Below are 22,217 nucleotides of genomic sequence, written 5' to 3'. Positions count from 1 at the left end.
AGCGTTCCTGCAAAGGTGTAGCCGGACTGGTGCGAGGGTCAGTCGATGTGGACGACCGGTGCTGCTACAACGCTGCCGTAGTCGTCGATGTAGCTAAGCGACAGGGTATCGCCTGCCTTGGCCGGAACCGGCAGCTGACCCGCTTCGCCGGGGCGCAGCACTTCAGGCGCATTGGGTACCAGCTGGCCATTGAGCTTGAGTTGGCTGATCACCACGTGCAGCCTGGAGGCGTTGTTGAATGCCAACGTGCCCGTCTGGGCCCTCCAGCCGACCTGCGCCACCGCCTCTTTCAGCGACCCTTTGAGGCCGGCCGGCCGATAGAACAGCTTGATGCTGGTCTTCAGCGCAATCTGCAGCACGTTCTTGTCCTTCTGGTCGTCGCTCATGGCTGGAATCGCCTTGACGTTCATCAGGTACAGGCTTTCGCGGTCTTGGGGTACGTCTTTGCCGCCCATGAAGATAATGCGCAGTATGTTTTCCTTGTTCGCGTCCAGGCGGAACAGCGGCGGGGTGACGATGAACTCCTCGACGCTGTCCTGATTACTGCTGCCGAAACGGCTGACCCAGGATTGAACAAGGTAAGGAGAAGTGTCTTCGCGGTTGCTGACAGTCAGGTTGGTTTCATTGTTGGCGCCATCGTAGATCACGCGAGTGGCGCCGACGTTGATGGCAGCGTTGGCTGCCGTGCTGTGCCACAGCGGCAGCAAGGCAAGCAGGAAACACAGGTTCAAACGCATGGCAGGGGGCCTCTTGAATCCCGCGGGCCATGGCTTATGCGCCAGGCCCGCGGTATAGACGAGCAATTACTTGTAGGTGACGTCGAAGCTGGCCAGCGCGTGAACCTGGCCGGTGCCGATGCCGGAGGTGGTAATCGCGTCTTTGCCCTCACCGCTGGTGATATCGGTTGCCGTGCGCACATAGGCGGCGGTGAAGTCGAAGGTGTTGGACTGTGCACGCAGGTCGTAGTCGGCAGTCGGCGTGTTCAGTGGCAGCTTTTTGCCGGTGCGCGCGTCGGCGATCTGGATCGCGATACCCTTGACCTGGTTTTCGCCGCTCAGGCCCAGCAGGGTGGGGTCGCTTGCGTCTTGCTGGCCGCTGAAGGTGATCGCGACGTTCTTCTTGGTGGCAAAGCTGCAGTTGTCCAGGCTGATACTGAAGCTTTTCTCTTTCGCGATGGAGCCGACGGTGGGCGCGAAGTCAGCGATGCGCACCGTGTCCAGGGTGACGGTCTTGTTGGCATCGCCGGTAGTGATGGTGCAGGCATTGTCAGTCACGGCGCCGGTGAACTGGATCTGCCCGTCAGCCGCGTGTGCAGGACCCGCCAGCAACCAGAAAGCGCTGCAGGTTAAGGTGAGTTGACTCATTTTTTTCAGCATTGGGATGCCTCTTGGGAAGAAGAATGGTTGGCTGCCCCGTTGGGAAGCCAGCACATGATCAACTTCTCCCGCCAGCACTAACATAAGAGGAATCTTAAAAGCGGTTTTTAATAGGATGAGCCAACTATCGCGCAGGCCAGCTATTTATCCAGTCGCGGGAAAGTTGGAAAGTTTCTCTGATTGTTCGCTGTGCGCAGCACCCTCTGGCGCACACAGGGCTCACCAGCACCGGGTTCAGCTGAACACGTTGTGTTCTATGCAGTAAGTCAGCAGTTCCTGGTCACTGTCGACTTGCAGTTTGCGCATGGCGGAAACTTTTTGTGTACTGATGGTCTTGATGCTTCTGTTCAGGCCCCTGGCTATTTCACCCACCCCTTGCCCGGAGACGAACAGGCGCAAAATTTCGAATTCCTTGGGTGACAGCTTGTCCACGCGCGCCTTGATGTCAGCGTCGTTGACAAGGACCGAGGTGGGCGGCGGGCCGTTACTGGGCACTGGTGAGCCCCTTGCAATGGCTTTCAGCGCACTCTCGATTTCATTATGCAGTTGGTTTTTCTGAATGATTCCCAGCACGCCCAGTTCATGCAGGTGCGTCAGTATCAGTGGGTTGGAAATCATGGTCAGCACCAGCACGCGGCTATGCGGAAAGTTTCGTGTTAGATAATCCAGGAGCTTCAGGCCATCACCGTAAATGGCGTCCCCGGGCATATTGAAATCGGTAATGATCAAATCCACCTGGCACGTGCCCAGCAAGCCGATCAGTTCGCTGGAACTAACGGCTTCTCCCACGACCCGAAAGCGTGGGTCGCGTTCAACCAGCTCACGTACACCCAAAAGAACGATAGGGTGGTCATCCGCGATGATAACGTTGATGGGTTGCATGCTTGATTATCCAGCGTCAAATGTTTCAAGGGTGTCCAGCAGCTCGCCCAAACGAGCCAGATGCTGGCGAATTTCCAGGCCCAGGGCGCGGGTCAAGGTCATACCGTGCAAGCGGTTCTCGAGCTCGACGAACGCAGTGGCCATGGCTGTGTTCTGAACCGCCCCTAGCGCGCCGGCCATGCTGTGCAATTGCTGCGCAACCTGCATGGCATCGCCCCCGCTCAGTGCCGTCAATGTGGTGTCGATGTCTTGGCGCAAGGTGGTGACAAACAGAGCACGCATTTGCGGCGATAGCCGGAGCTGCGCCGCGTCTGCTGGCGGCAGGTCGATGTTGCAGTACTTTTCCAGGTGCGCGCGCAAGGTCGTAAGGTTCAGCGGCTTGACCATCCAGGCGTTCATACCCGCAGCGGTGCAGCGTTGGCCTTCTTCGCGCAGTGCATTGGCGGTGATGCCTATGATTGGCACGGTCTGGTCCAGTTGGCGCAATGCGCTCGCCAGTTGGTAGCCGTCCATGACCGGCATGTTGACGTCGGTCAGCACCACATCGAAATGCCCCTGTGGCCAAAGCGTCAGAGCCTGTTCGCCGTTCGCTGCGACGACCGCCGTGCAGCCCAGAACTTCGAGTTGTTCCTTGATGATGGCCGAGTTGATTACATTGTCTTCCGCAATCAGCGCATGCAGGTTCAAATTGCTTACCTGGGCATGCGCCAATGGTTCACCCGCGGGGCTTTCTCCGTGCAGTGCGTGGTGGACCGCCCAGGCAATCGCCCGGATATCATTGGCGTCGACTTCCTGGTCGGCACCGCGAGGCTGTGATGGGTTCGGTCCGCCGGCCGTGGCGATGATCCTGGGGCCTGGCCACGGCGCAGAGGCGTTGCTGCGAGGTGGTGCCAGCTCCACCAGTGGCGCTGGGCACGCTACAGCATCAGCCCCCAGTGCTTTGCATTTCAGGCCAAAACGCTCAAGCCAGGCGATCACATGCCGAGCCTGGTCGGTGGCTTGCCCACGCACGTAAACGGTAGGCGTTCTCGGGGCAAAGACCGGACAGTCCGCCAAGACCCCAGGCACATGGTCCAGCGCAAGCTGCAGCGTGAAACAGCTGCCCAACCCTGGCTCGCTGAACACGCTCAGTTCACCTGCCATCAACTGGCAAAGCCATTTGCAGATGGCCAGGCCGAGGCCCGCGCCAGCCTGGTCACGGGCGCCACTGACCTGGTAGAAGGCGTCGAACAAATAGCGCTGTTGTTCCTGAGTAATTCCCACACCGGAATCAAGTACCTGCCACTGCACGTGGGCGCGCCCCGCGACACTTTCCAGCACCGTGACGCGTAGCAGCACACGACCGCTGTCGGTGAACTTGATGGCATTGCTCAGCAGGTTATTGAGGATCTGGCGAATGCGCATGGGATCACCGCGTAGCCGTTCTGGTAGCGCCGGGTCGATGCAGGCATACAGCTGTAGGCCTTTAACGCGTGCCGACGCGCTGTAGGTGCGTATGGCGTCTTCGGTCAGTTCCAAAGGGCAGAAATCCTGCAGCTCCAAGGTCATTTGCCCTGCCTCGATCTTGGACACGTCCAGCACATCGCTGATCAGCTGAAACAACGTGGCAGACGAGCGTTGAATAGTCTGCAGGTAATCCTGTTGCCGCGCGGTAAGGGGCGTCAGGCCGAGCAGTTCCACGGTACCCAATACGCCATACAATGGGGTACGAATTTCGTGGCTCATGGTGGCCAGGAAGCGGCTCTTGGCGGCGTTCGCCGAGTCGGCCGCCTGGCGTGCATCTTCCAGTGCGGCTGCATCTTCGACATGCCGGGTGACGTCATGCAGCGCGCACAACCAGGCATCCTGGCCCTGGTAACGGGTCGGCACGAAGGCCACGTGCAAGTGACGCCCGCCCAGTTCGAGATCGGTGTGCCCGGCCTCACTGTGCGAAGTAAGCAGGTGCATCAACTGTTCGCTGTCATGCCACTGCTGTGCCTGTTGGTTTTGCAGAAGCACGCGATGATCACTGCGCCGGATCACGCACAGGCCAGTGGGTGCCGTATCGATCAGCGCACGGCTGAATGCTTCGCTTTCGGCGATGCTGGCGTGTGCGCTTTGTGCGGGCTGGATGACTTGAGTCCGATACCAGCGGGTGATTGCCCGGCTGCAACCGAGCATGGCCACTACCAGGGTCAGCAGGAACAACAACGGCCACTGCGCATAATCGAGAAAGCTCTGCACACTGATGACGTAAATAGCCGTCCAGTGCTGTTCACCTGGGCTGTTCAATTTGAACACCAGACCATCGCGGGTGAAGTTCGCGCCCTCGTGCAAAGCACGTTCAGGCTTGACGGCCCCCGTCAGCACCAAGCCACGCGGGGTGATGAGCGTGAAATCGTCGTAGATCGACCAATGCATCAGTCGTTCGATGTCGTTGATCTGGGACAGGTTCAGCAGCGCGCCGAGTATCACCCAGGTATTGGCGCCTTCAATGCTTAGCGCGGACTTTCCGAGGTCCACACGGACGTATGCCAGCAGCGAGGGGGCGACGCTGTCTGATTCCGTTGCCTGGTATGGCTCCCAGTGCACAGCAAGGTCTGGCCGCTGCGCGTTCTGTGCATGAAGGCGCTGGTTCAAACCGGTCAATACATCGACCAGATGCCTGATCTGCGTCTGCGCGGTGTCACGCAAGCGCCCGGCTGATGGTACGGCCAGATCGAAATTATCGGGGCCGTTGATCAGCACGACCTGCGGCGATTGATAATGCGAGGCTGACCAGAACGCACTGTAGTAAGCGGCTAGGTAGGCGCCCAGCGCGAGGACCTTGGGTCGTTGATCGATGGCGATCCGGTCCGGGTCGATCTTCAGGCTGTAGGGGAGGGAAAATGGCAAGCCGCGGCCTTCATAGATATCAGGCCCTTCATCTGGCATGGGTCTTTGCGAGTAAGGCGGCGGCATGATATCGGGCAAGCGCTTGCCCTCGGCCCCTCGCCGGGAAATATGCTGCAGAAAAAGCTCCTGCTCGCGAATATTTTCCATCAGGCGTGCAAAGTGCAACCGTACACTATCGTGCTGTTCCTCGATCATGCGCTTGACGCCCACGTAGCTGATGCCCAGCAACAGCAGTACCAGCGCGCCCAAGACCAAAAGGCCCTTGTTCAGACGTGCAGAACTGTTGGCGAGCCGTTCCAGAAGCGCATTGCGGTGTGGCATCAATAAGCCTGAAGATAAGTGATGAGAAAAACCTTGCCCACGGTGACCTCGAAAAAGCGCGTAAACCGTTCCTGCATGTGCAGGTCAGAATGCCCTGGCTGGGCCGTCAAGTGTCAGCAAGTGTTGGAATTGCCCTGCAGATACAGCCTGAGAGATTAAAAAGCCCTGAACCTGAGTGCAGCCGATTTTACGCAACAGGGCAAGTTCTTGCGCTGTCTCCACGCCTTCGGCCACCACCGTGAGCCCCAACTGGCGCCCCAGGCTGACAATGCTGGTCAGGGCCTGGGCCAGTTCATCGCTGGCGTTGCAGCCTCGTACCAGGGACCGATCGATTTTCAGTTCAGTGAACGGTGCAGACACCAGATTCATGTATGAACTGTACCCCGTGCCAAAGTCATCCTGGGATAACTCGAAACCCTTGATCCGCAGGCGGCAGGCGCCGGCGTAGAAGTTGCTGATGTCATCGGGCAGCGAAGACTCCATCAGCTCGAAACATATCTGCGGCGGTAGCCCCTGGTGCGCCAGCACGAAGGCATGGATACGGTCAGGCAGGTCGTGACTGTTGAGCAAGTGGGTCGGCAGATTGATCGAAACGGGAATCTCATAGCCCTGTTGCCGCCAGGCGGTCTGCGCGGCGATCGCCTGTTCCAGCATCTGCCACAGCAGGCGCTCTTCAAGGCCGCAAGCCACAAGTGCCGGCAGGAATGCCCCAGGCAGCAGGGTGCCGTGTTCGGGGTGCTGCCAGCGCACCAGCGCTTCGGCCGCCACGATCTGCCCATTGCTCAAGGCCTTCTTGGGTTGAAACCAGGCTTGCAGTTGGCCCTTGTTCAAAGCCTGCAGCAGGCTATCGTGGTCGAAACCTTGCTGATGCTCAGCCGGTAGCGCCTGCCCAAGCGCCTGCAATTGGTCGAGCAGACAGCGCAGTGCGGCGGCGGTAACAGGTTTGGAGATCAACCCGATCACTTTGACCTGCAGATTGCTGGCCACCAGACTCGCCCCCATCAGCATTCGGCGCGAAGCCGCGCTCATGATCGCGAGTGCAGGCCGCGAAGGTAGCCGGGCGAGCCCCTGAATGAACTGAACGCCGTCCATACCGGGCATCAACAGGTCGGTGATCACCAGGTCGAAGTCCCGTTGCCCCAGGCAGGCAAGCGCTGTTTCGCCGTCTTTGGCGCAGACGACATCGACGACCCCCAGGTCATTGAACAAATTGAGCAGGTAGCGATGCTGGAAAGGGTGATCTTCGACGATCAACACGCTACATGGAATCATGGGGCATTCTTCCGTAGGGAGCCAACACTGCCGACAGCCCCCGCAATGTGAACGGCTTGATCAGACAATGATCCATCCCTGCCGCCAGGCACAGCGCATCTTCCCCGCGCATGGCATTGGCCGTTGCGCCGATGATCGGGGTTGAACACCCCGCCTGGCGCAGCGCTTTACTCAGTTCGTAGCCATTGAGACGGGGCATGTTGACGTCGGTCAGAACAATGTGGAAATCCCCGGCGCGCCACAGTGCCAGTGCTTCCTCACCGTCGCTGGCCAATGCAACTGTGCAGCCGAGCTCTTCCAGTTGATCGCGCAAGATCAGCTGATTGATGACGTTGTCTTCGGCAACGAGAATGTGCAGGTGCAGCGGTTGCATGCTGTGGGGCTCGGTTTGTAGGGCGCTGGTGGCTACGTGGCCGCCCTGTGCTCGGCGAACAGCATGCTCGATGGCCGCCAGGTCATTGAGGTTGACCTGCCATTCATCCGCTTGGCTTGGCCGCTCGTGCGCGCCGTCACCCGTGGCCACTATCCGCAACCCAGGCCATTGACGCTCAGGGCAAGGATGTTGCTGCGTGGGATGGAGTTCCAACAAGACGGCCGTGGGCTTGAGCTGTTCACCGATGGGGTAGCCCAGCTGTGGGTTTGCGCCCCAGCGCCGCAACCATCCGCAAATGCTCTGTGCCAATTCGCGTACGGGTGACTCGACATACACGATATCGGCGACCAATGTCGCCGGCCCTCTACCAGGCTGGGTGGCGGTGGGCAGTTGCAACGGCACCGTGAGGGAGAAGCTGCTGCCCAGCCCTGGCTTGCTGACCATTTCCAGACTGCCATTCATCAAGTGGGTCAAGCGCTGGCAAATCGATAGCCCCAGGCCAGTACCGGCGACCGGGTTCTTGTTGGCCTTCACTTGGTAAAACGGCTCGAAGATTGCCTTGTGCTCATCTTGGGCAATACCTTTGCCGGTATCGGCAACCTGCCATTGAAGAACTACGCGCTCGCCCTCGCGGTTGACAACATTTACGCGCAGCACGATACGGCCGCAGTCGGTGAATTTGACGGCATTGTTAAGCAGGTTGTTCAGAATTTGCCTCACACGGCTGGCGTCCCCAGTCACTGCGTCGGGAAGTTGCGGGTCAAGGCAGGCGTAGAGTTGCAATCCTTTACGTTGTGCAGCGGCCGCGTAGCCCTGTACTAGCTCCTGGGCCACAGACACCGGGGAAAATTCGCTGACTTCCAGCGCCAACTGGCCCGCTTCGATTTTCGATACGTCCAGCACGTCACAAATCAATTGCAGTAATGTGGCGGAGCAACCTTCTATGGCCTGCAGGTAGCTTTTCTGCTGGGTGTCGAGTTGCGTGCGGGAAAGCAGTTCCAAGGTGCCAAGCACGCCATACAAGGGTGTGCGAATTTCGTGGCTCATGGTCGCTAGGAACAAGGTCTTGGCCTCGTTGGCCGCATCGGCCGATTGGCGTGCCTGCTCCAGCGCCGCTTCGATTTGCCGCCGTGCACTGATATCGCTGAAGGCACACAGCAACACGTCTTCTCCTTTGTACCGGGTTGGCGCGCAGCTTAAGTAAAGATGGCGCCCTCCGCTGGTTTCAAAGCAATCGGTCAACAGCGGTTCGTTCGTATCGAACGCTGCCCGAATCCACTCGGGAGCGAGCTGCTCGCTACAGCCTCCCAGCCACTGCCGGGCCAGGGCATTTTCCAGTACCACCTGGCCGTCGGTACGGCGCAGTACACGCAGCGCCACAGGAGCGGTCTGGATCACATCACGGCTGAATGCCTCGCTCTCCACCAGTGCCTGGAGCCGATGGATTGCCGGGTTGATGACGCGGTGCTCCAAGCGCCGGCTCAACAGGTAGACCAGGCTGATACTCAGCAAGCAGAACACCATAACACCCAGGCATTGTGGCCATAGGGCCGACAATACTGCGAGCAAACCGATCGAATAAGTGAGCTGCCAGTCGGATGACTTGAGCTGTTTGCGCAGTACCAGTTGCTCGGGCAGCCAGCCAGTGCCGACAAAACCGAAAAAGTCCTGCTGGCGTAGCAGCGGCAGATCTTGGCGGGGCGGCGGTTTTTGGCTATTGCTGAACAGCGGCATGCCTTGGGCATTGAACATGGTGAACTCGCCAGCACTGTGGTCGCTCAAGGCACTCGAAATTTCGCGGTCGTCCATTTCCAGGCCAAGCCAACCTGAGCCGGGATCGCGTTCGTCCAGCCGGATGAAGATATAGAGCTGCGAGTGCTCATCGTTGGCATGGGTCAACCAGAGTTCCTTCAAGTTCTCAACGTCGCTGTGGTAGAAGGCCTGCAGCTGGTTGAGAATGGGCCGAGGGGATTTACGCGGCATCACGGTGCCATTGAACAGGCGCAATACCTGAGGCTGGGCCCCGCAACTGATGTAGAGCAGATTCAGCCGTTTTGCCTTCAAGAAGTCACGCATGCGCTGGGTCAACCAGATACTCCACTGCTGCCCAGGTGTAGGCCCAAGCAAGAGACGAATTTCTTCCTCGGAAACGGGAATATCCACCTTCGCCTTGCGTGTTGTAGAAAGGCTGAGACTTTCAAGCAGTGCTTCGCGGGTAGTGAAAAAGGTGTGCGCTTCGGCAATGGCGCTGCTCATGTAACTTCGGCGCTGGGAGATTTCGTTATTGAAGGTAAATAACAGAATGCTGTAGGCCCCGCCGAGAATACCCGCGACCAGAACCAGCGAAAAAAAACGCAGTGCACGGCGCGCAGCCTGAGGGGAGGAAAGAAGGGGGCTGATCTGATGCAGGTGGTTCGATAATCTCATTGCCTCAGTCTATGGAGGACTGGGCGCGGGAAAGAATCAGACAAATCCTATTCCCGCGGAGTATGGCTTGTTTGACGAAACCTATGGTCGCCGGCCCCTGCACTACGCCAGGGGGCAGCGCAGCCCGGGTGTGTCAGACAAGGATCACGAAGTTCTTTTTCATGTCCTCAAGCACAGTCCACTTGCCTTTGGCGCCGGGCTCGATGATGAACGTGTCGCCAGCGGCGAGGGTGACCGGCGCACAGCCGTCGAGCTCGATCACGCAGCGCCCGCTCAACACATGGCAGAATTCCCAGACTTTGTAGTCGATACGCCACGCTCCGGTACTGGCCTCCCATTCGCCGGAAATACGACCTTGCTGTTCATCGTGGTAGTACTTGGACGTCAACGTGTGCGGGTCGCCTTCCACCACCTCTTCGAAGAAGGGCAGGTCGCGCACCGGTTGGATATCCATTTCGCGGAACACGGTCAGTTTCTGGGTCATGGTTATTTCTCGTGCGGGTTGGGGGTTAGGGCGATACATCAAATAGGCTTCGCCGGTGACGGCGAGCATCGGGTGCGGCACGATCTGGCAGGTTTTCACGATCTTGAAGCCATGACGCTCGTAGAAGCGCCGTGCACCGTGGTTTTCCGCGTAGTCGATCAGGCACAGGCCCTGCAAGCCCAGGTCCTCGGCGCGTTGCTGGGCGTGGCGAAGGAACTGCACGCCCAGGCCCTGGCTGCGCCAGGCCTCATCCAGGGCCAGGCTGGAGATGTACAGGGTGTCGGGTATTTCCATGTCGGCGTAAGGCGCGAGTACCGGGTCTGTCTCGACCTGCCGGTCAGAGGCCGCATGCAGTGCATAGCTGTGCATCATGCCGATGACGCGACCTTCGCAGGTGGCCATCAGGCAGTTCTTGTATGAAAAATCGCCCTGTTCCCTGGCATAGCGAGCCGCGCCCACACTCAGCAATGCTTCTCCCGGCGCGGCCAGCTTGCTCCATATGTAATCGGCCATGCCTTCTGATGTCAGTTGAAAGAAGCGCGCGATATCGGGCGCGTCCGAGGCCTCGGCAGGTCTGAAGTGGGTAAGCATGTCCAGGGCTTCCATGGGATCGGGTGGCGGGGTGGCGGGTTTACACCGTTGATCGGGGGAGGGTAGGTGCTTTGCAGGGCGGGCATGATGCTCCAGGCGAACACTGTCGGCACAATGCGCGACGGTACGCCTTTGCTCAGTTGCAGGTGGGTGGCCACATTGACGGCGGCGAATAGAGCGCGAAAGTTTGGTTGCTTGGATTACCTGGCATATAGCGGCAGGTGAATTCGCGTCTATGATTTGAGCGTCGATCCTCGGAAGTCGAGGCAGGAGCAGGGATGGCCCAGTCAAAGAAAATCAGAGTCATGCTGTCCAGCCGTTGTAATGACCGTTTCCCGGCGAGCAGCGAGCAAACCCTCAGCAGCATCCGAGCGCAACTCAAGCATGAGATAGAGGGCACGCTGCTGTTTGGCAAACAGGTATTCGACGTATGGATCAACGAAGATGCCCCCCCGTCGGATGGTTTGCAGGACAGTTGGGACGCCTGTTTGCAAGCCGTCAGGGATTGCGACGTGCTGCTTGTGCTGTCCAATGGCAATGCGGGGTGGGCTAGTGGTGACGGGGACATTGGGATTTGTCATGCAGAGTACATGGAAGGATTGGCCACTGCCCGAGGGAAGGTGCGCTTCATTGCCATGCCAAATATAGCGACCGATTCTGGTCTGGACGCGCAGGCTACGCGCAACCTGCGCTTCCAGGCATTCATTGCACAGCAAAGTCCCTTCAGGGGGGGCATGGTTTCAACCGTTGAGCAACTGCGTAGCCGCGTTCAGGAAGCGTTACTCGACGCGTTGGTCGTTCTGACTCAGCGCGGTGTAGCCGCTGCGGCTTCGAGCCGTTTCGACATGGGCCAAGCGCTGGATTGGACACGCATGGACTTCCGTCAGCGCAAGCGAGCGATGGAAGCGGTCCTGTTACAGGCGCTCAATGGCGGCAACACTCCTGCTAGCGAAACGTACGCCATCGTTCCAATTGCCGGACTGAACGTGGTTGTGTTTGCCCATGCCATTCCGGCTGCATTCACGGTCGCCGCTGCGCGTGAGTTGGTGGGTAAGCCTTTTCTACATGATCACGAACATGCTGACCTTTTGAACGGTGCCGAAGGACCGCTGCATTTGATCGCTTGTCATCGTGGTGCCACAGAGCTTCAGGCCACGGCGTTGCTAGGCTTTGCTGACGCCACGGTTGTCAGCGGTTCATTCGGTATTTTTGTCGCTGACGATATACAAAAAGTCCAGTTTGCGTTTTTGGCCAACTGTCGCGATGCGTCGCAAACGCGCCATGCACTCCAGCGTTTCAGGGAGTGGCTGGAGCAAACGGGTGAAGCACAGGCACTGGCGAAAAGAGCCGCTTCACGCGCCAAAATCGTCAAAGTCATTGCCGACGAATTCGAGGGGAGATAGCAGGATGTCCAGAGCACTGTTTACTGTAGGCCCCGTCTTGTCGTTCCGTGGGGTCAGCGACACTGGGCAGTGGCAGGTAACTGCGTTGGTCGGCGTTTTAGCGGGGGCCGCCTTCCCTGCTTTTTCTGTTGATGGCAAGCGCTGCGAGGCGCCGAAAGTTTTGCTGAAGCGGGCGAAAGAAACCATCCTGCGTTACGACCTGAGCTGCGCTCAGCAGGCCCAGGAGCGTACGGTTCAGTTCGGCGTGGGGCAGGGAGGGCCGCAATGGCATTTCTCCGTTCCTGGAAAAGACTATGCCCCAAGGATGGCCTACGTTTCTTGCAATGGCTTTTCCGATCCAAGTGGAATGCGCAAGTTGGTGCGCCCCGAAAACGCCGTCTGGGCGGACTTGATCAGCAACCACGACCGTGATTTGCGTGCTGCAGGGTATGTGCTGGACAAAGAGCAGCTTTGGCACGAGAAGCGGATCCATGACAAGGGACTGAAGCGGTTCCATTTGCTGCTGATGGGTGGGGACCAGATTTACTTTGACTCGATCTGGGAGGACCTGAAACCGCTGAAGAAATGGGTCGGAATGGCGCGAAAGGATCAGCTGGCGTTCAAGGTCAGTGCAGCGCTGGAAAAGGAGATTGAGTCCTACTATTTCGGGCTCTATGCCAGTCGTTGGCTGCCTGATGCTCGGCGTGACTGGGGGCACACGAAACCGAATCTTGATTGCGCTGATGCGATGGCGAGAATACCTACGGTGATGATGTGGGACGACCACGATATTTTCGATGGATGGGGATCATACAGTCCGGCCATGCAGCACTGCGAGTTGTTTCAGGTGATGATGCGTCATGCGCGCAGGGCGTTCTGGGTGTTTCAGTTGCAGCATGCTGTTGAAGATTTGCCCCCTGTAAGATTGCTCCAGCGTGCCGATGTGTCCCAGCAGGATCCACACTATGAGCCCATACCCTGGAGCGTTCATTTGAAGGGCGACCAGTTGGCCTTGCCGCTCCTGGACGACCAGCCAGGCTTCAGTTTTGGGTATCACGTGGGACCCGTGTCGTTGTTCGTAGCTGATCTACGCTCGGAGCGTTCACGCACGCAGGTTATGGGCGCCGATACATGGAGTGCCATGCAGGCTTGGCTGAATACGCTGCGTGACGGTGAGCCCGTTCATCCTGGGAGCAAATGTCAGCATTTGATCTTCATGTCCTCGGTCCCTGTCGCGCACCCCAAGCTGTCCCTGGCTGAAGGTCTACTCGATACGTTTGGCCAAGACCATGTGCTCGACAGCAATGCGGATGACCTCAAAGACCACTGGTCGCACGGTGACCACGAAGGGGAGCGCAAGCGATTGCTGGAGTCGCTGACCCGTATCGCTGAGCAGAGAATGCTGCGGGTCTCCATTGCATCCGGTGATGTGCATGTCGCCGCCTGGGGCAGTTGCTATCGTCGGGATATCCCACCGATATCAAACTGGGCGCAGATTCAGCAATTCACTTCTTCAGGCGTGGTGCATCCGTCATTGATTGGCGTGGCTGAACGGCTGTTTCTTCAGTTGCTGAATCATACTGCTGGCAAAGTGCAGTCCATTGACGTGCAACACTGTGTCGAAATGATGCTGTTCCCGGGTTTCAACCGCTATGTGATGCCGGCGCGCAACTGGTTGGCGTTTGAGTTGGACATGGGGGATGAGCGAGGGTGCAAGCTGTGGGCGACTTGGCGTTGTGAAACTGAGGAGGGTTTTTCCAACCACCTGCAAGCGGTGCATCCGGCTCAATAGTAGCCCTGCCGCGCCGTTGCAACTGCCCGTAGCAGCCCCGTGTCGCTTAATCGCCCAGAGCAGGTGTGGCCCACCGCGCGAGAAACGCCTCAATTCTGCGCTCAATATCACACTCCACCGTCCGCAGCCGGATGATAGGAAGACCGCAGGCGGCCAGAATCTCATTCTTCATGACGTCCCGAGCGGCCTGCACAGGGTGATCGTGATACCCGCCATCGACCTCGATCACGCCAACTGGGGTCTTGCCAACTTTAAAATAAAGTACGAAATCGCAACTGGCGCGGCGCATGAAAGCCCGCTGGGCTTGCGTCCACTCGAACTTGCCCGTCGATACGAGCTTATCCAGGTGGACCTGCGTATGGTACGTCAGTGCATGGCAGGCTGGCGCTGAAAGCGCTTCGCGAAGCAGTTGCGCCACGATCTGCTCCGACTTGTAGCATGAGTCTTCGGGCCGCAGACGGGCCTTGAGGCGTTCCAGTGACTGGTCGTACTCGTGGTACAACAAGTCGAATGCCGACACCACTGGCGCACGGACGATCTGCTCATCCTGCGCGTAGTAACTGATATAGCGGATCAGCGCGGCGATGTGGCCATTGTTCTCGGTGAAAACCTCGTCACCGGTCACAAGGGTGAAGCGATGTTTTGCCCGCGACACTGCCACGTTGATCATGCGTGGGTCGTCGACGAAATCCAGACGCCTTTGCGCCTGGTTGCTGCGCTTCTTGTCCAGCACGGTGGAAAAGACGATCTCGTCGCACTCGCGCCCCTGGAACTTGTGCACCGTGTCCTTGATGAAGTCCGCTGGCAGGTGCTTATCGCAGAGTTCGACCTGTGCCCGGAACGGGGCGATGTAACCGCGGCCTTCACCGTCCATTGCAACGGACTGCCTCTCGTCTTCGAGCACTTTCAACAAGGAGTCCAACTCCCGAAGGTTGGTGTTCTTGCGTGCGTGGTTGCCTTTGGCTGTCACCACAAGACGTAGGGGCTCGTCGCCGTTGTTTACGGTCATCGGCACCAGTGCGTTGTCATAGAATTGCTGATTGCAGAACTGGATGATCTTGGGGTGGCAGCGGTAATGCTCCTTCAGCAGCGTCCTTGGCAGCGCCTCCTGGAACACGGCAATGCACGAATCCAGCAGACTGTATTGCTCGCAGTCGTAGGCCGCGGCCGGCGCCGGCAGCCCCAGTTTCACGGGGATGTGCGGCAACTGGCGGTTGTCGCCGACAACGATCAGGTTCTTGGCGCAGCCCAGCGGCAGGATGCCCGGTACTATGTCCTGCAACGACGCTTCATCGATGATCACGTAGTCGAGAACCGCCCCTGGCGCGATCGAATTGACGATCGAGTGCGTGCCGCTGGCCAGGATAGGAAAACGTTGCATGAAGGCATCAAACTCCCTGCGGTAGCTTTTCATATCGAAGCTGGATTGCGGCGGAACCTGGCCTTGCACATGCTGTTTCAGGTGGTGCATCGATGCAGTTGTCAGTGCTTTGAGTAGGGTCGTGAAGTTCGCACGCGCCAACGTTTCGCGGCACGCCAGCAGCTCGGTTTCCTTATCCTGTAACGACCTGTCGTAGTAGTGCATCTGCAGTGCATGGAACGCGGCCATGCGTGCCTCGCCTTCGGTGAAAGGCTTGGTGCGAAAGACTCGGAATTGCAACAGCAGCTCGATGCGATCCTTGAGCTTCACACGTCGCTCGCCCAGGTGCGATAGGTAGGCCATAAGGTCGGCAGTCTTGCGCGGGGTCAGCCTGTACTTGTCCAGCGGCATAACCTGCACACCGTTTTCTGCCTGCCACTGCTGCAGATAGCGCCGCTCGATGACCAGCTCGTCCATTTCAATCTGCAGTTGAGCCGCCCGGTTGTGGTCTGCCAGATGCTGCTTCAAACGGGTCAGCAAGCCCTGGATCTCTTCCAGAGACGGCGCCGGCCCAGCCACGCTGGGTGGCCATGCAGGTAAATCGTCGAAGAACGCTTCGCGGTTTTTCTCATTGCCAAGTTTGGCAACCAGGTGGCCCAGGCCGCATTTTTCCAGTTTCTCGTAGACGTTTGCCACGGCCGCATTGTTGTTGGACAGCACCGCAACCCTCTGCCCGCGCAATAGGATATTGGCGATGATGTTGAGAATGGTCTGCGTCTTGCCGGTTCCCGGTGGGCCTTCGATCACGCTGATTTGCGCACTGAATGCCCGCTCGACGGCCTGATGCTGGCTTTCGTTCAGACCGAACGGATAGATGAGCCCCTGACTTGGTGCGAGCGTTCCATTGCGCCCGGTGCAATAGGCTTGCAAGGCAGTGCTGGCGAGAGCTGGCAGTTGTCCAAGCTGAGTCACGACATTTTTGGCAATGGCACGATCTTCCTCTGAACGCGCTTCAGCGCATCGGCCTTTCGCAATCGCAGTGAAATAACCGAATACAGACGTGTTCTTGATCGAGGTAGGCTCGATCAATACGATGCCGTCCATCTTGTGAACGTAGGGCCTGGTACCGCCCGGATAGTGCACTACCGCATAGCGCTCGTCGTAGATCACCGCTTTGTCGATGGGTTTGACGATCATGCTGCCAGGTTTGGTCAGGAGTACATTGTTCAACTCGCGGGAAGGTGAGACTCGGCAGTTATTCAGCGGACGGGTGTACTTTTTACTGGATGGGAAATGACAGGTCAGCGCCAACGCTTCGTACTTTTCGCTCCAGCCGATCGTCCAGTCACTGATCTTTGCGGTTTTGTCCTCACCATCCACCTGAATCGAAGCCATATTACCTGTCCCTGTGCGCATGACATTCGGTTACGTCTTGTACCGGAGGCTGCTTTTCCTAATTAATGCCATAGTGCCATCATTGTGCAGTGGTTTGCAGCTTGACGTTAGCGTTGCTCTCAAAACCTTGCGGGTCGTTCTGCTCGGCCTGGGCGGCGGCTTCTTGCAATTTGCGTAGCTGTAAAGTCACACCTTCATGGAATGACAGTGTCCAGTCATGTCGCACCCTCAGAGCGCGACCTCACCGTCGATATCTTCGTCCAGGTTTACGGAGTGGTTTGCGTTGGCGAGCATGGTTTGCCCCAAGTTTTCCGGTAGGGTGGTGAGGTTGCGTCCGCTTCGGATATCAGCCTCCAGCAAACCCAGGAACGTACCGATGGCAGGGTCTTCATGGGTGGTGTCTACGCAGCTGAATCGGCGCTCTCTCATATAACAATCCACAACTTATTGATTTAGCGGGGGGCTTGTGGGAGCGGGCATGTCGAGGCGTCGAACCGCCGCGAATACCGGCGTAGCCGGTGCCAGCCACCGCGTTGGATTAGTCGCGGCGGTTCAACGCCTCGACATGCCCGCTCCGTGTCGAGTCTTGTAGTGAAGCTCAGCCATTAACCGGATTCATCGCCCCTAAAGACTGTCCGGATCCCCAAAAAACATTTGGAAAGGCCTCTGGAACGGCGTTTCTGGCTTCAAAAAGCAGAAATGTACCCCCAAAAATACCCGCGATACCCCCAGCAGGATGCGCGATCGAGAATGGCGATTTCTGACAGCTGTCAAAGTCAGCCAGACGGCTTGCACTCGACCTGCCAGGCAGTCCGATGCAGCAACCTTGAAGTGCTCGCAGTCATACGCTTTAACCGTCCTCGGAAGCCGCTGCCATGCCGATCAAGATCGAACCAACGAGCGCCTGTGAAGAGCGCCGCACCAGCAGAAAGCCTCATCAGGCCGGTACCTGTCAATGGACCTGATCTGGCAAACAATCCAGGCCGAATTCGCCGACATTGGCGATGAGCGCGAGATCGTACGAATCCTCGTACGCCTGGTAATGGCTGCCGTACTCGGCGCAGTGCTGGGCTTCGAGCGCGAGCACAAGGGCAAGTCCGCCGGGGTGCGCACGCACATGCTGGTGTCGCTGGGGGCGGCGCTGTTCGTGCTGGCACCGAGCATGGCAGGTGCCGATGCGCAGGCGCTCAGCCGGGTGATTCAGGGCATCGTTGCCGGTATCGGCTTTCTGGGCGCGGGCACCATTCTCAAAGGCAATGGCCAGGACACCAGTCATGTGAAAGGCCTGACCACAGCCGCGGGGCTATGGATGACGGCGGCCATCGGTACGGCAGCCGGGATGGGACGCGAAGCCACGGCGCTGGTCAGCACGGTGCTGGCGCTGTTGGTGCTGGGCACGATGCCCTTGCTGGTGGAAAAGGTCGAAAGGCAAGACGAAGAAAAACAGAAGGAGGAGGGCAGGAAGCACTGAGGGGCGTGGGTCGCCCCCGCAAAGCCTGCCTTCCCTTATTCAGACCGACGCTGATCCATTCAGGCGCTCGATCGCTTCGATCAGGTCGTCATAGCCCACAGGCTTGTTCAGGTGACGGTCGAACCCGGACTGGCGAGACTTGTATTGGTCGGCGCTGGCCCCATAGCCTGTCAACGCGATGGCCGGGATGTAGCGCAGATGCTCCAGGCCGCGCAGCGCCCGGATCAGAGCATGGCCGTCCATGCCAGGCATGCCGATGTCGGAAATGATCACGTCGTAACGCGCATCTGCCGCCGACTGCAGCGCCAGTTTCGGGTCGCTGTAGGCATCGACGTCGGCATCTTCCATCAACAGCAATTGTTCCATCACTTCCAGCACATCGACCGAGTCATCCACCAGCAGGATACGAACCCCTTTCAGCCGACCTTCTGATGGCAGCACTTCGCCTTGCACCTGGGGTTGCTGGGCGTACGCGCACAAGGGCAGGGTGATGATGAACGTACAACCCTGGCCTATTCCGGGAGACTCTACGCTGACCGCTCCGCCATGGGCTTCTACCAATTGACGAACCAGGGAAAGGCCAATACCTAGCCCCTCTCGCCCATGGCCGGTGGGTGCAGCCTGGTTGAACAGCTCAAAAATATCTTCCAGGGAGTTTTTGGCGAGGCCTATGCCCTGATCGATGACTTCAAGTCGCGCCTGCTCATCCTGCCGAGCAAGTCTCAACAGAATTTCGCCATCGGCAGGGCTGAACTTCAGTGCGTTGTTCAGCAGGTTCCAGATGATCTGGTCGACACGGGTGCTGTCGGCCTCCACATAGACCGGTTCCCCATCGGCCGGCAGCGTCAGCCGAACACTTCGGCCGCGCTGCTCATTGCAAGCTACGGAGCAGATACCCTGCAGCACGGCGCACAAATCGACCGGCTGGGTCTTCAGTTTGAGTTTGCCCGTGCGGATGCGCGCTACATCGAGCAAGTCATCGATGATCCGCGCCTGGCTGGTGACCGCTTCGCGAATGACGTTGACCGCTTTGCTCGCCATGCCGGTACTTGTGACCGATGGTATACGTCGCAAGATATCGGCATTGAGCTGAATCAGGTTCAACGGGTGCTTGAGCTCGTGGGACATCACTGCGAAGAACTCGTCCTTCATGTGGCTGGAGCTTTGTGACTCGGCCAGGCGCTTGCTTTGTTCGTCCTGCAGGCGCTTGTGGCCGGTCAGGTCACGGGCGATCTTCACGTAACCGCGCAGGCTGCTGCCCTTGAGGCGTGACACTTCGCCACTGCAATAGAAGCGGCTGCCGTCCTTGCGCACATGCCAGCGTTCGTCCTGGCCGCGGCCATGCAGGCGCGCGGCACGCAGTTCACGTTCTGGTTCGCCATCTTCGCGGTCCTGATCGGTGAAGATCAGCGCATAGTGCTGGCCAATCACTTCATCCTTGGCGTAGCCGAAGATCAACGCAGCGCCCGTGTTCCAATCGATTATCAGGCCCTGTTCATCAAGCAGGATGATGGCGAAGTCATGGGTGCTCTCCGCGACCAGGCGCATGCGCTCCTCACCTTGGCGCAAGCGTTCTTCGGCTGCGCGGCTTTTGGTGATATCAATGAACGTCAGCACGGTGCCATCGACATTCTGCTCGCTGGCCCGGTACGGTAGCAGGCGCGCCAGGTACCAATGCTGGTCCTGGCCGATCACTTCACGCTCGATCGTGGTTTCGCGCTCGATCACCGCACGCGCATCGTCCGCCAGGCCTGGATATTCCAGGCGATGGGTGATGTCGAGCAGCGAGCGGCCGGTGTCGACCGGCAGTATGCTGAAAATGGCGGTGGCCCCAGGGGTGAACCAGCGAATGTGCAGGTTGCGGTCGACAAACACGGTGGCGATCTGGGTGGAGGCGATCAGGTTGCTCAGGTAGTCGTTGATCTTGTCGGTTTCATCGACCTTGGTCTTGAGCTCGTAGTTGACCGTCAGCAATTCCTCGTTGATGGATTGCAGCTCTTCCTTGCTGGTTTCCAGCTCTTCGCTGGCCAGGCGCAACTCTTCGTTGACCGCCTGCATTTCTTCGTTCGAGGCCATCAGCTCCTGGCTGGAGATGTCGGACTGCTCGATGGTTTCCTGCAACTGCTGACGGGTACGCTGCAGTTCGCGCTCCAGGGTGCTCAACACCATGCCTTCGGTTTGCTGAATGGCAGGCGGGTTGTGGGGATCAGCTTCGCGAACCTGGAAAATCACCAGCAGGCATTCGCTGCCACTGGGTTCGTCCTGGTGGGGCTGTACCTGTACCTGGACTTCGACGCGCTGATCGTCGACGGTGATGATCACTGCGCCCGAGCTGACCGGCTGGCCGGTGTTTTGAGCCTGCAACAGGGTACTGCGCAGGGCAGGGCGCAGCGGCGTGAGTACCAGGTTGAGCAGGCTGGGGCTGACTTCGCCACCGGCGTGGCGCAGGAAGCGGCCGACACCATCGCTCATGTGCAAGATGTTGCCGTCAGCATCGACGATCAGGCTGGGCGGTGTGCGCCTGGACAACGCCCGGTGATGGATTTCAGCATAGGACAGCTTGCGCAGGGGCTTGGGTTTGGCGCGTACTGCTGGCGTGTCGGGCGTCTGAAGCCGCCCCGGGCGGCGCGCCGGTTCCACTTCCCTGGCGCGGAAGATGCGATGGCGCTTGTCCACGGCAATAAACAGGTCGGCCGCCACGTCCGCTGATTCCGAACTGCCCAGGAACAGGTAACCTCCTTTACGCAGGGCGAAGTGGAACAGCCGCAGGATTTCCCGTTGCACTTCCCGGTCCAGGTAGATGAGCAAGTTACGGCATACCACCAGGTCCAACTGAGAGAACGGTGGATCGGACAACAGGTTGTGCCGGGCGAACAGCACTTTTTCGCGAATGTCCTTGCGTACGCGGTAATTCTGATTTTCCTTGATGAAGAACTGGCGCAGCCTGGCCGTGGGAACATCGGTGGCGATGGCATCGGGGTAAACGCCCAGCCGGCCGACATTGATCGCGCGCTCGTCGAGGTCGGTGGCGAACACCTGCACCTTGGCACTGCGCTGCTCCATCGCCAATTGCTCGGTTGCCATCATCGCCAGGCTATAGGCTTCCTCGCCGGATGAACACCCCGCCGACCAGATGCGTATTTCGCGCTGCGGATCCTCGCTGTCATCGTTGGCCAGCCCCGGCATCGCCTGTTGTTGCAACGCTTCGAAGGCGTCCCGGTCGCGAAAGAAGTTGGTGACCCCGATCAGCATGTCCGCCAACAGGGCGCGAGACTCCTCAGGATGCCGCTCGAGGTAGTCGCGGTAACCGGCAAGGTCGGTCTGCGCGGTGACGTGCAGGCGACGTTCAAGCCGGCGCAGCACCGTCGCGCGCTTGTAGTGCTGGAAGTCGTGGCCGGTGCTGGCATGCAGCCGGGCGAGGATGTCGTCGAGGAGCGGGTCGCATTGGGCTGGGTCGCCTGAGCGTTCGCCTAGCGGCGGCGGGAGGCTGTCATCCTCGATTTCCGGCAGTTTGACCTTCTGAGCCGAGCGACACAGTTCTACCAGCTTGCCCGGAATCTCGGTCACCGGAAGGATCAGGTCGACCATGCCGGTGGCGATGGCGGCCTTGGGCATGTCAGGGTACTGGGCGTCATCGGGCGACTGCACAAGCGTCACGCCACCTTGTTCCTTGATCCGCGATAGGCCCACTGCGCCATCGCTGCCGCTGCCCGAAAGGATTACGCAGAACGCATGGTCCTTGTGCACATCAGCAAGGTCGCGAAAGAACAGGTCGATGGCGACGTGGTCGCCGCGGCTGCGCCTGGCCGGGCTGACCCGCAGGTAGCCGTCATTGGTGGACAGGCGGTTGGCTGGCGAAATGACATAGACGTGATCACGCTCGATCGGTACCGGCTCGCTTACCTGGCACACCGGCATTCGCGTGACGCGCTGGATCAAGCGGTCTGCCTGGCTCTGGTGGTCCGGCGACAAGTGCAACACTACAACGAACGCCATGCCGCAGTTTTCGGGGACGCGCTGAAAAAACGCCTGGACCGCCTCCAGGCCGCCGGCCGATGCACCGATACCCACCACTGGGAAGTCCAGATGGCTGGGGCTTAGGGCAGGGTTTTGCGGCGAGGCGGGCGTGGGTTTGCTGGACGATTTCATGGGCACGAGCCTTGTGCGAACCGGGAGTGAGCAGTGGCAGCGATTATAGGCCTGGCACCGATCAATCT

General features: G+C 59.0%; 12 protein-coding genes and 3 pseudogenes. 3 read left to right on the top strand and 12 right to left on the bottom strand.

Translation table 11 applies throughout. From position 1 onward, the window contains the following. Positions 1-38: 38 nt before the first annotated feature. The 8 genes and pseudogenes from APH30_RS06025 to APH30_RS29000 all read right to left on the bottom strand — a co-directional run. Positions 39-737: a molecular chaperone gene (locus APH30_RS06025; RefSeq protein ID WP_054911954.1), complete on the bottom strand. Its 699-nt coding sequence runs from the start codon at positions 735-737 to the stop codon at positions 39-41. Between the two features lie 66 nt (positions 738-803). Then, the gene (locus tag APH30_RS06020; protein WP_054911953.1) at positions 804-1,376 is read right to left on the bottom strand and encodes a fimbrial protein; all 573 of its coding nucleotides are present in this window, start codon (positions 1,374-1,376) and stop codon (positions 804-806) included. 234 nt (positions 1,377-1,610) lie between these two features. Then, on the bottom strand, positions 1,611-2,258 hold the full coding sequence (locus tag APH30_RS06015) for a response regulator (protein WP_054911952.1): 648 nt from the start codon (positions 2,256-2,258) through the stop codon (positions 1,611-1,613). Positions 2,259-2,264: 6 nt separating this feature from the next. Then, positions 2,265-5,453 (bottom strand): hybrid sensor histidine kinase/response regulator, encoded by a 3,189-nt coding sequence (locus APH30_RS06010; protein ID WP_054911951.1) that lies wholly within the window; start codon positions 5,451-5,453, stop codon positions 2,265-2,267. 84 nt (positions 5,454-5,537) lie between these two features. Then, a complete protein-coding gene (locus APH30_RS06005) occupies positions 5,538-6,725 on the bottom strand; it encodes an EAL domain-containing protein (RefSeq protein ID WP_054911950.1) in 1,188 nt (395 codons plus the stop codon). Next, positions 6,712-9,525, bottom strand: coding sequence for an ATP-binding protein (locus APH30_RS06000; RefSeq protein WP_054911949.1), 2,814 nt, complete (start codon positions 9,523-9,525; stop codon positions 6,712-6,714). The genes APH30_RS06005 and APH30_RS06000 overlap by 14 nt, the downstream gene beginning before the upstream one ends. Before the next feature lie 133 nt (positions 9,526-9,658). Next, the gene (locus APH30_RS29005) at positions 9,659-10,009 is read right to left on the bottom strand and encodes a cupin domain-containing protein (protein ID WP_177333712.1); all 351 of its coding nucleotides are present in this window, start codon (positions 10,007-10,009) and stop codon (positions 9,659-9,661) included. A 27-nt stretch (positions 10,010-10,036) separates the two neighbouring features. Next, a pseudogene (locus APH30_RS29000) lies at positions 10,037-10,615 on the bottom strand (N-acetyltransferase family protein); the annotation flags it as partial. Positions 10,616-10,878: 263 nt separating this feature from the next. Here APH30_RS29000 and APH30_RS05990 point away from each other — a divergent pair. Beyond that, on the top strand, positions 10,879-12,003 hold the full coding sequence (locus APH30_RS05990; RefSeq protein ID WP_054911948.1) for a DUF4062 domain-containing protein: 1,125 nt from the start codon (positions 10,879-10,881) through the stop codon (positions 12,001-12,003). A 4-nt stretch (positions 12,004-12,007) separates the two neighbouring features. Further along, positions 12,008-13,774, top strand: coding sequence for an alkaline phosphatase family protein (locus APH30_RS05985; protein WP_054911947.1), 1,767 nt, complete (start codon positions 12,008-12,010; stop codon positions 13,772-13,774). A gap of 46 nt (positions 13,775-13,820) precedes the next feature. On the opposite strand, the gene APH30_RS05980 is transcribed toward APH30_RS05985, so the two are convergent. From APH30_RS05980 to APH30_RS05975, 3 genes and pseudogenes are all read right to left on the bottom strand, one after another. Continuing rightward, complete coding sequence (locus APH30_RS05980; protein WP_054911946.1) at positions 13,821-16,529, bottom strand: AAA domain-containing protein; 2,709 nt, start codon at positions 16,527-16,529, stop codon at positions 13,821-13,823. Positions 16,530-16,626: 97 nt separating this feature from the next. Beyond that, positions 16,627-16,761, bottom strand: a pseudogene (locus APH30_RS29425) (toxin YhaV); the annotation flags it as partial. Then, a pseudogene (locus tag APH30_RS05975) lies at positions 16,758-16,940 on the bottom strand (AbrB family transcriptional regulator); the annotation flags it as partial. The pseudogenes APH30_RS05975 and APH30_RS29425, both read right to left, overlap by 4 nt. A gap of 544 nt (positions 16,941-17,484) precedes the next feature. On the opposite strand from APH30_RS05975, the gene APH30_RS05970 reads away from it, so the two are divergent. Further along, the gene (locus tag APH30_RS05970; protein ID WP_016486311.1) at positions 17,485-18,000 is read left to right on the top strand and encodes an MgtC/SapB family protein; all 516 of its coding nucleotides are present in this window, start codon (positions 17,485-17,487) and stop codon (positions 17,998-18,000) included. 39 nt (positions 18,001-18,039) lie between these two features. Here the strand turns inward: APH30_RS05970 and APH30_RS05965 are convergent, their stop codons facing one another. Then, on the bottom strand, positions 18,040-22,149 hold the full coding sequence (locus tag APH30_RS05965) for a CheR family methyltransferase (RefSeq protein ID WP_054888248.1): 4,110 nt from the start codon (positions 22,147-22,149) through the stop codon (positions 18,040-18,042). Positions 22,150-22,217 lie beyond the last annotated feature (68 nt).

This window comes from Pseudomonas sp. NBRC 111127, assembly GCF_001320345.1.
Lineage (GTDB): Bacteria > Pseudomonadota > Gammaproteobacteria > Pseudomonadales > Pseudomonadaceae > Aquipseudomonas > Aquipseudomonas juntendi.
Note: the sequence above shows the minus strand (reverse complement) of the source record. Positions and strands in the feature narration are given on the sequence as shown.

Excerpts from the sequence above, each read along its gene's own strand:
- APH30_RS06000 (WP_054911949.1), bottom strand. The coding sequence starts at position 9,525 with ATGAGATTATCGAACCACCTGCATCAGATCAGCCCCCTTCTTTCCTCC.
- APH30_RS05985 (WP_054911947.1), top strand. The coding sequence starts at position 12,008 with ATGTCCAGAGCACTGTTTACTGTAGGCCCCGTCTTGTCGTTCCGTGGG.
- APH30_RS05965 (WP_054888248.1), bottom strand. The coding sequence starts at position 22,149 with ATGAAATCGTCCAGCAAACCCACGCCCGCCTCGCCGCAAAACCCTGCC.
- APH30_RS06020 (WP_054911953.1), bottom strand. The coding sequence starts at position 1,376 with ATGCTGAAAAAAATGAGTCAACTCACCTTAACCTGCAGCGCTTTCTGG.
- APH30_RS05970 (WP_016486311.1), top strand. The coding sequence starts at position 17,485 with ATGGACCTGATCTGGCAAACAATCCAGGCCGAATTCGCCGACATTGGC.
- APH30_RS06005 (WP_054911950.1), bottom strand. The coding sequence starts at position 6,725 with ATGATTCCATGTAGCGTGTTGATCGTCGAAGATCACCCTTTCCAGCAT.
- APH30_RS06025 (WP_054911954.1), bottom strand. The coding sequence starts at position 737 with ATGCGTTTGAACCTGTGTTTCCTGCTTGCCTTGCTGCCGCTGTGGCAC.
- APH30_RS29005 (WP_177333712.1), bottom strand. The coding sequence starts at position 10,009 with ATGACCCAGAAACTGACCGTGTTCCGCGAAATGGATATCCAACCGGTG.
- APH30_RS05980 (WP_054911946.1), bottom strand. The coding sequence starts at position 16,529 with ATGGCTTCGATTCAGGTGGATGGTGAGGACAAAACCGCAAAGATCAGT.
- APH30_RS05990 (WP_054911948.1), top strand. The coding sequence starts at position 10,879 with ATGGCCCAGTCAAAGAAAATCAGAGTCATGCTGTCCAGCCGTTGTAAT.
- APH30_RS06015 (WP_054911952.1), bottom strand. The coding sequence starts at position 2,258 with ATGCAACCCATCAACGTTATCATCGCGGATGACCACCCTATCGTTCTT.
- APH30_RS06010 (WP_054911951.1), bottom strand. The coding sequence starts at position 5,453 with ATGCCACACCGCAATGCGCTTCTGGAACGGCTCGCCAACAGTTCTGCA.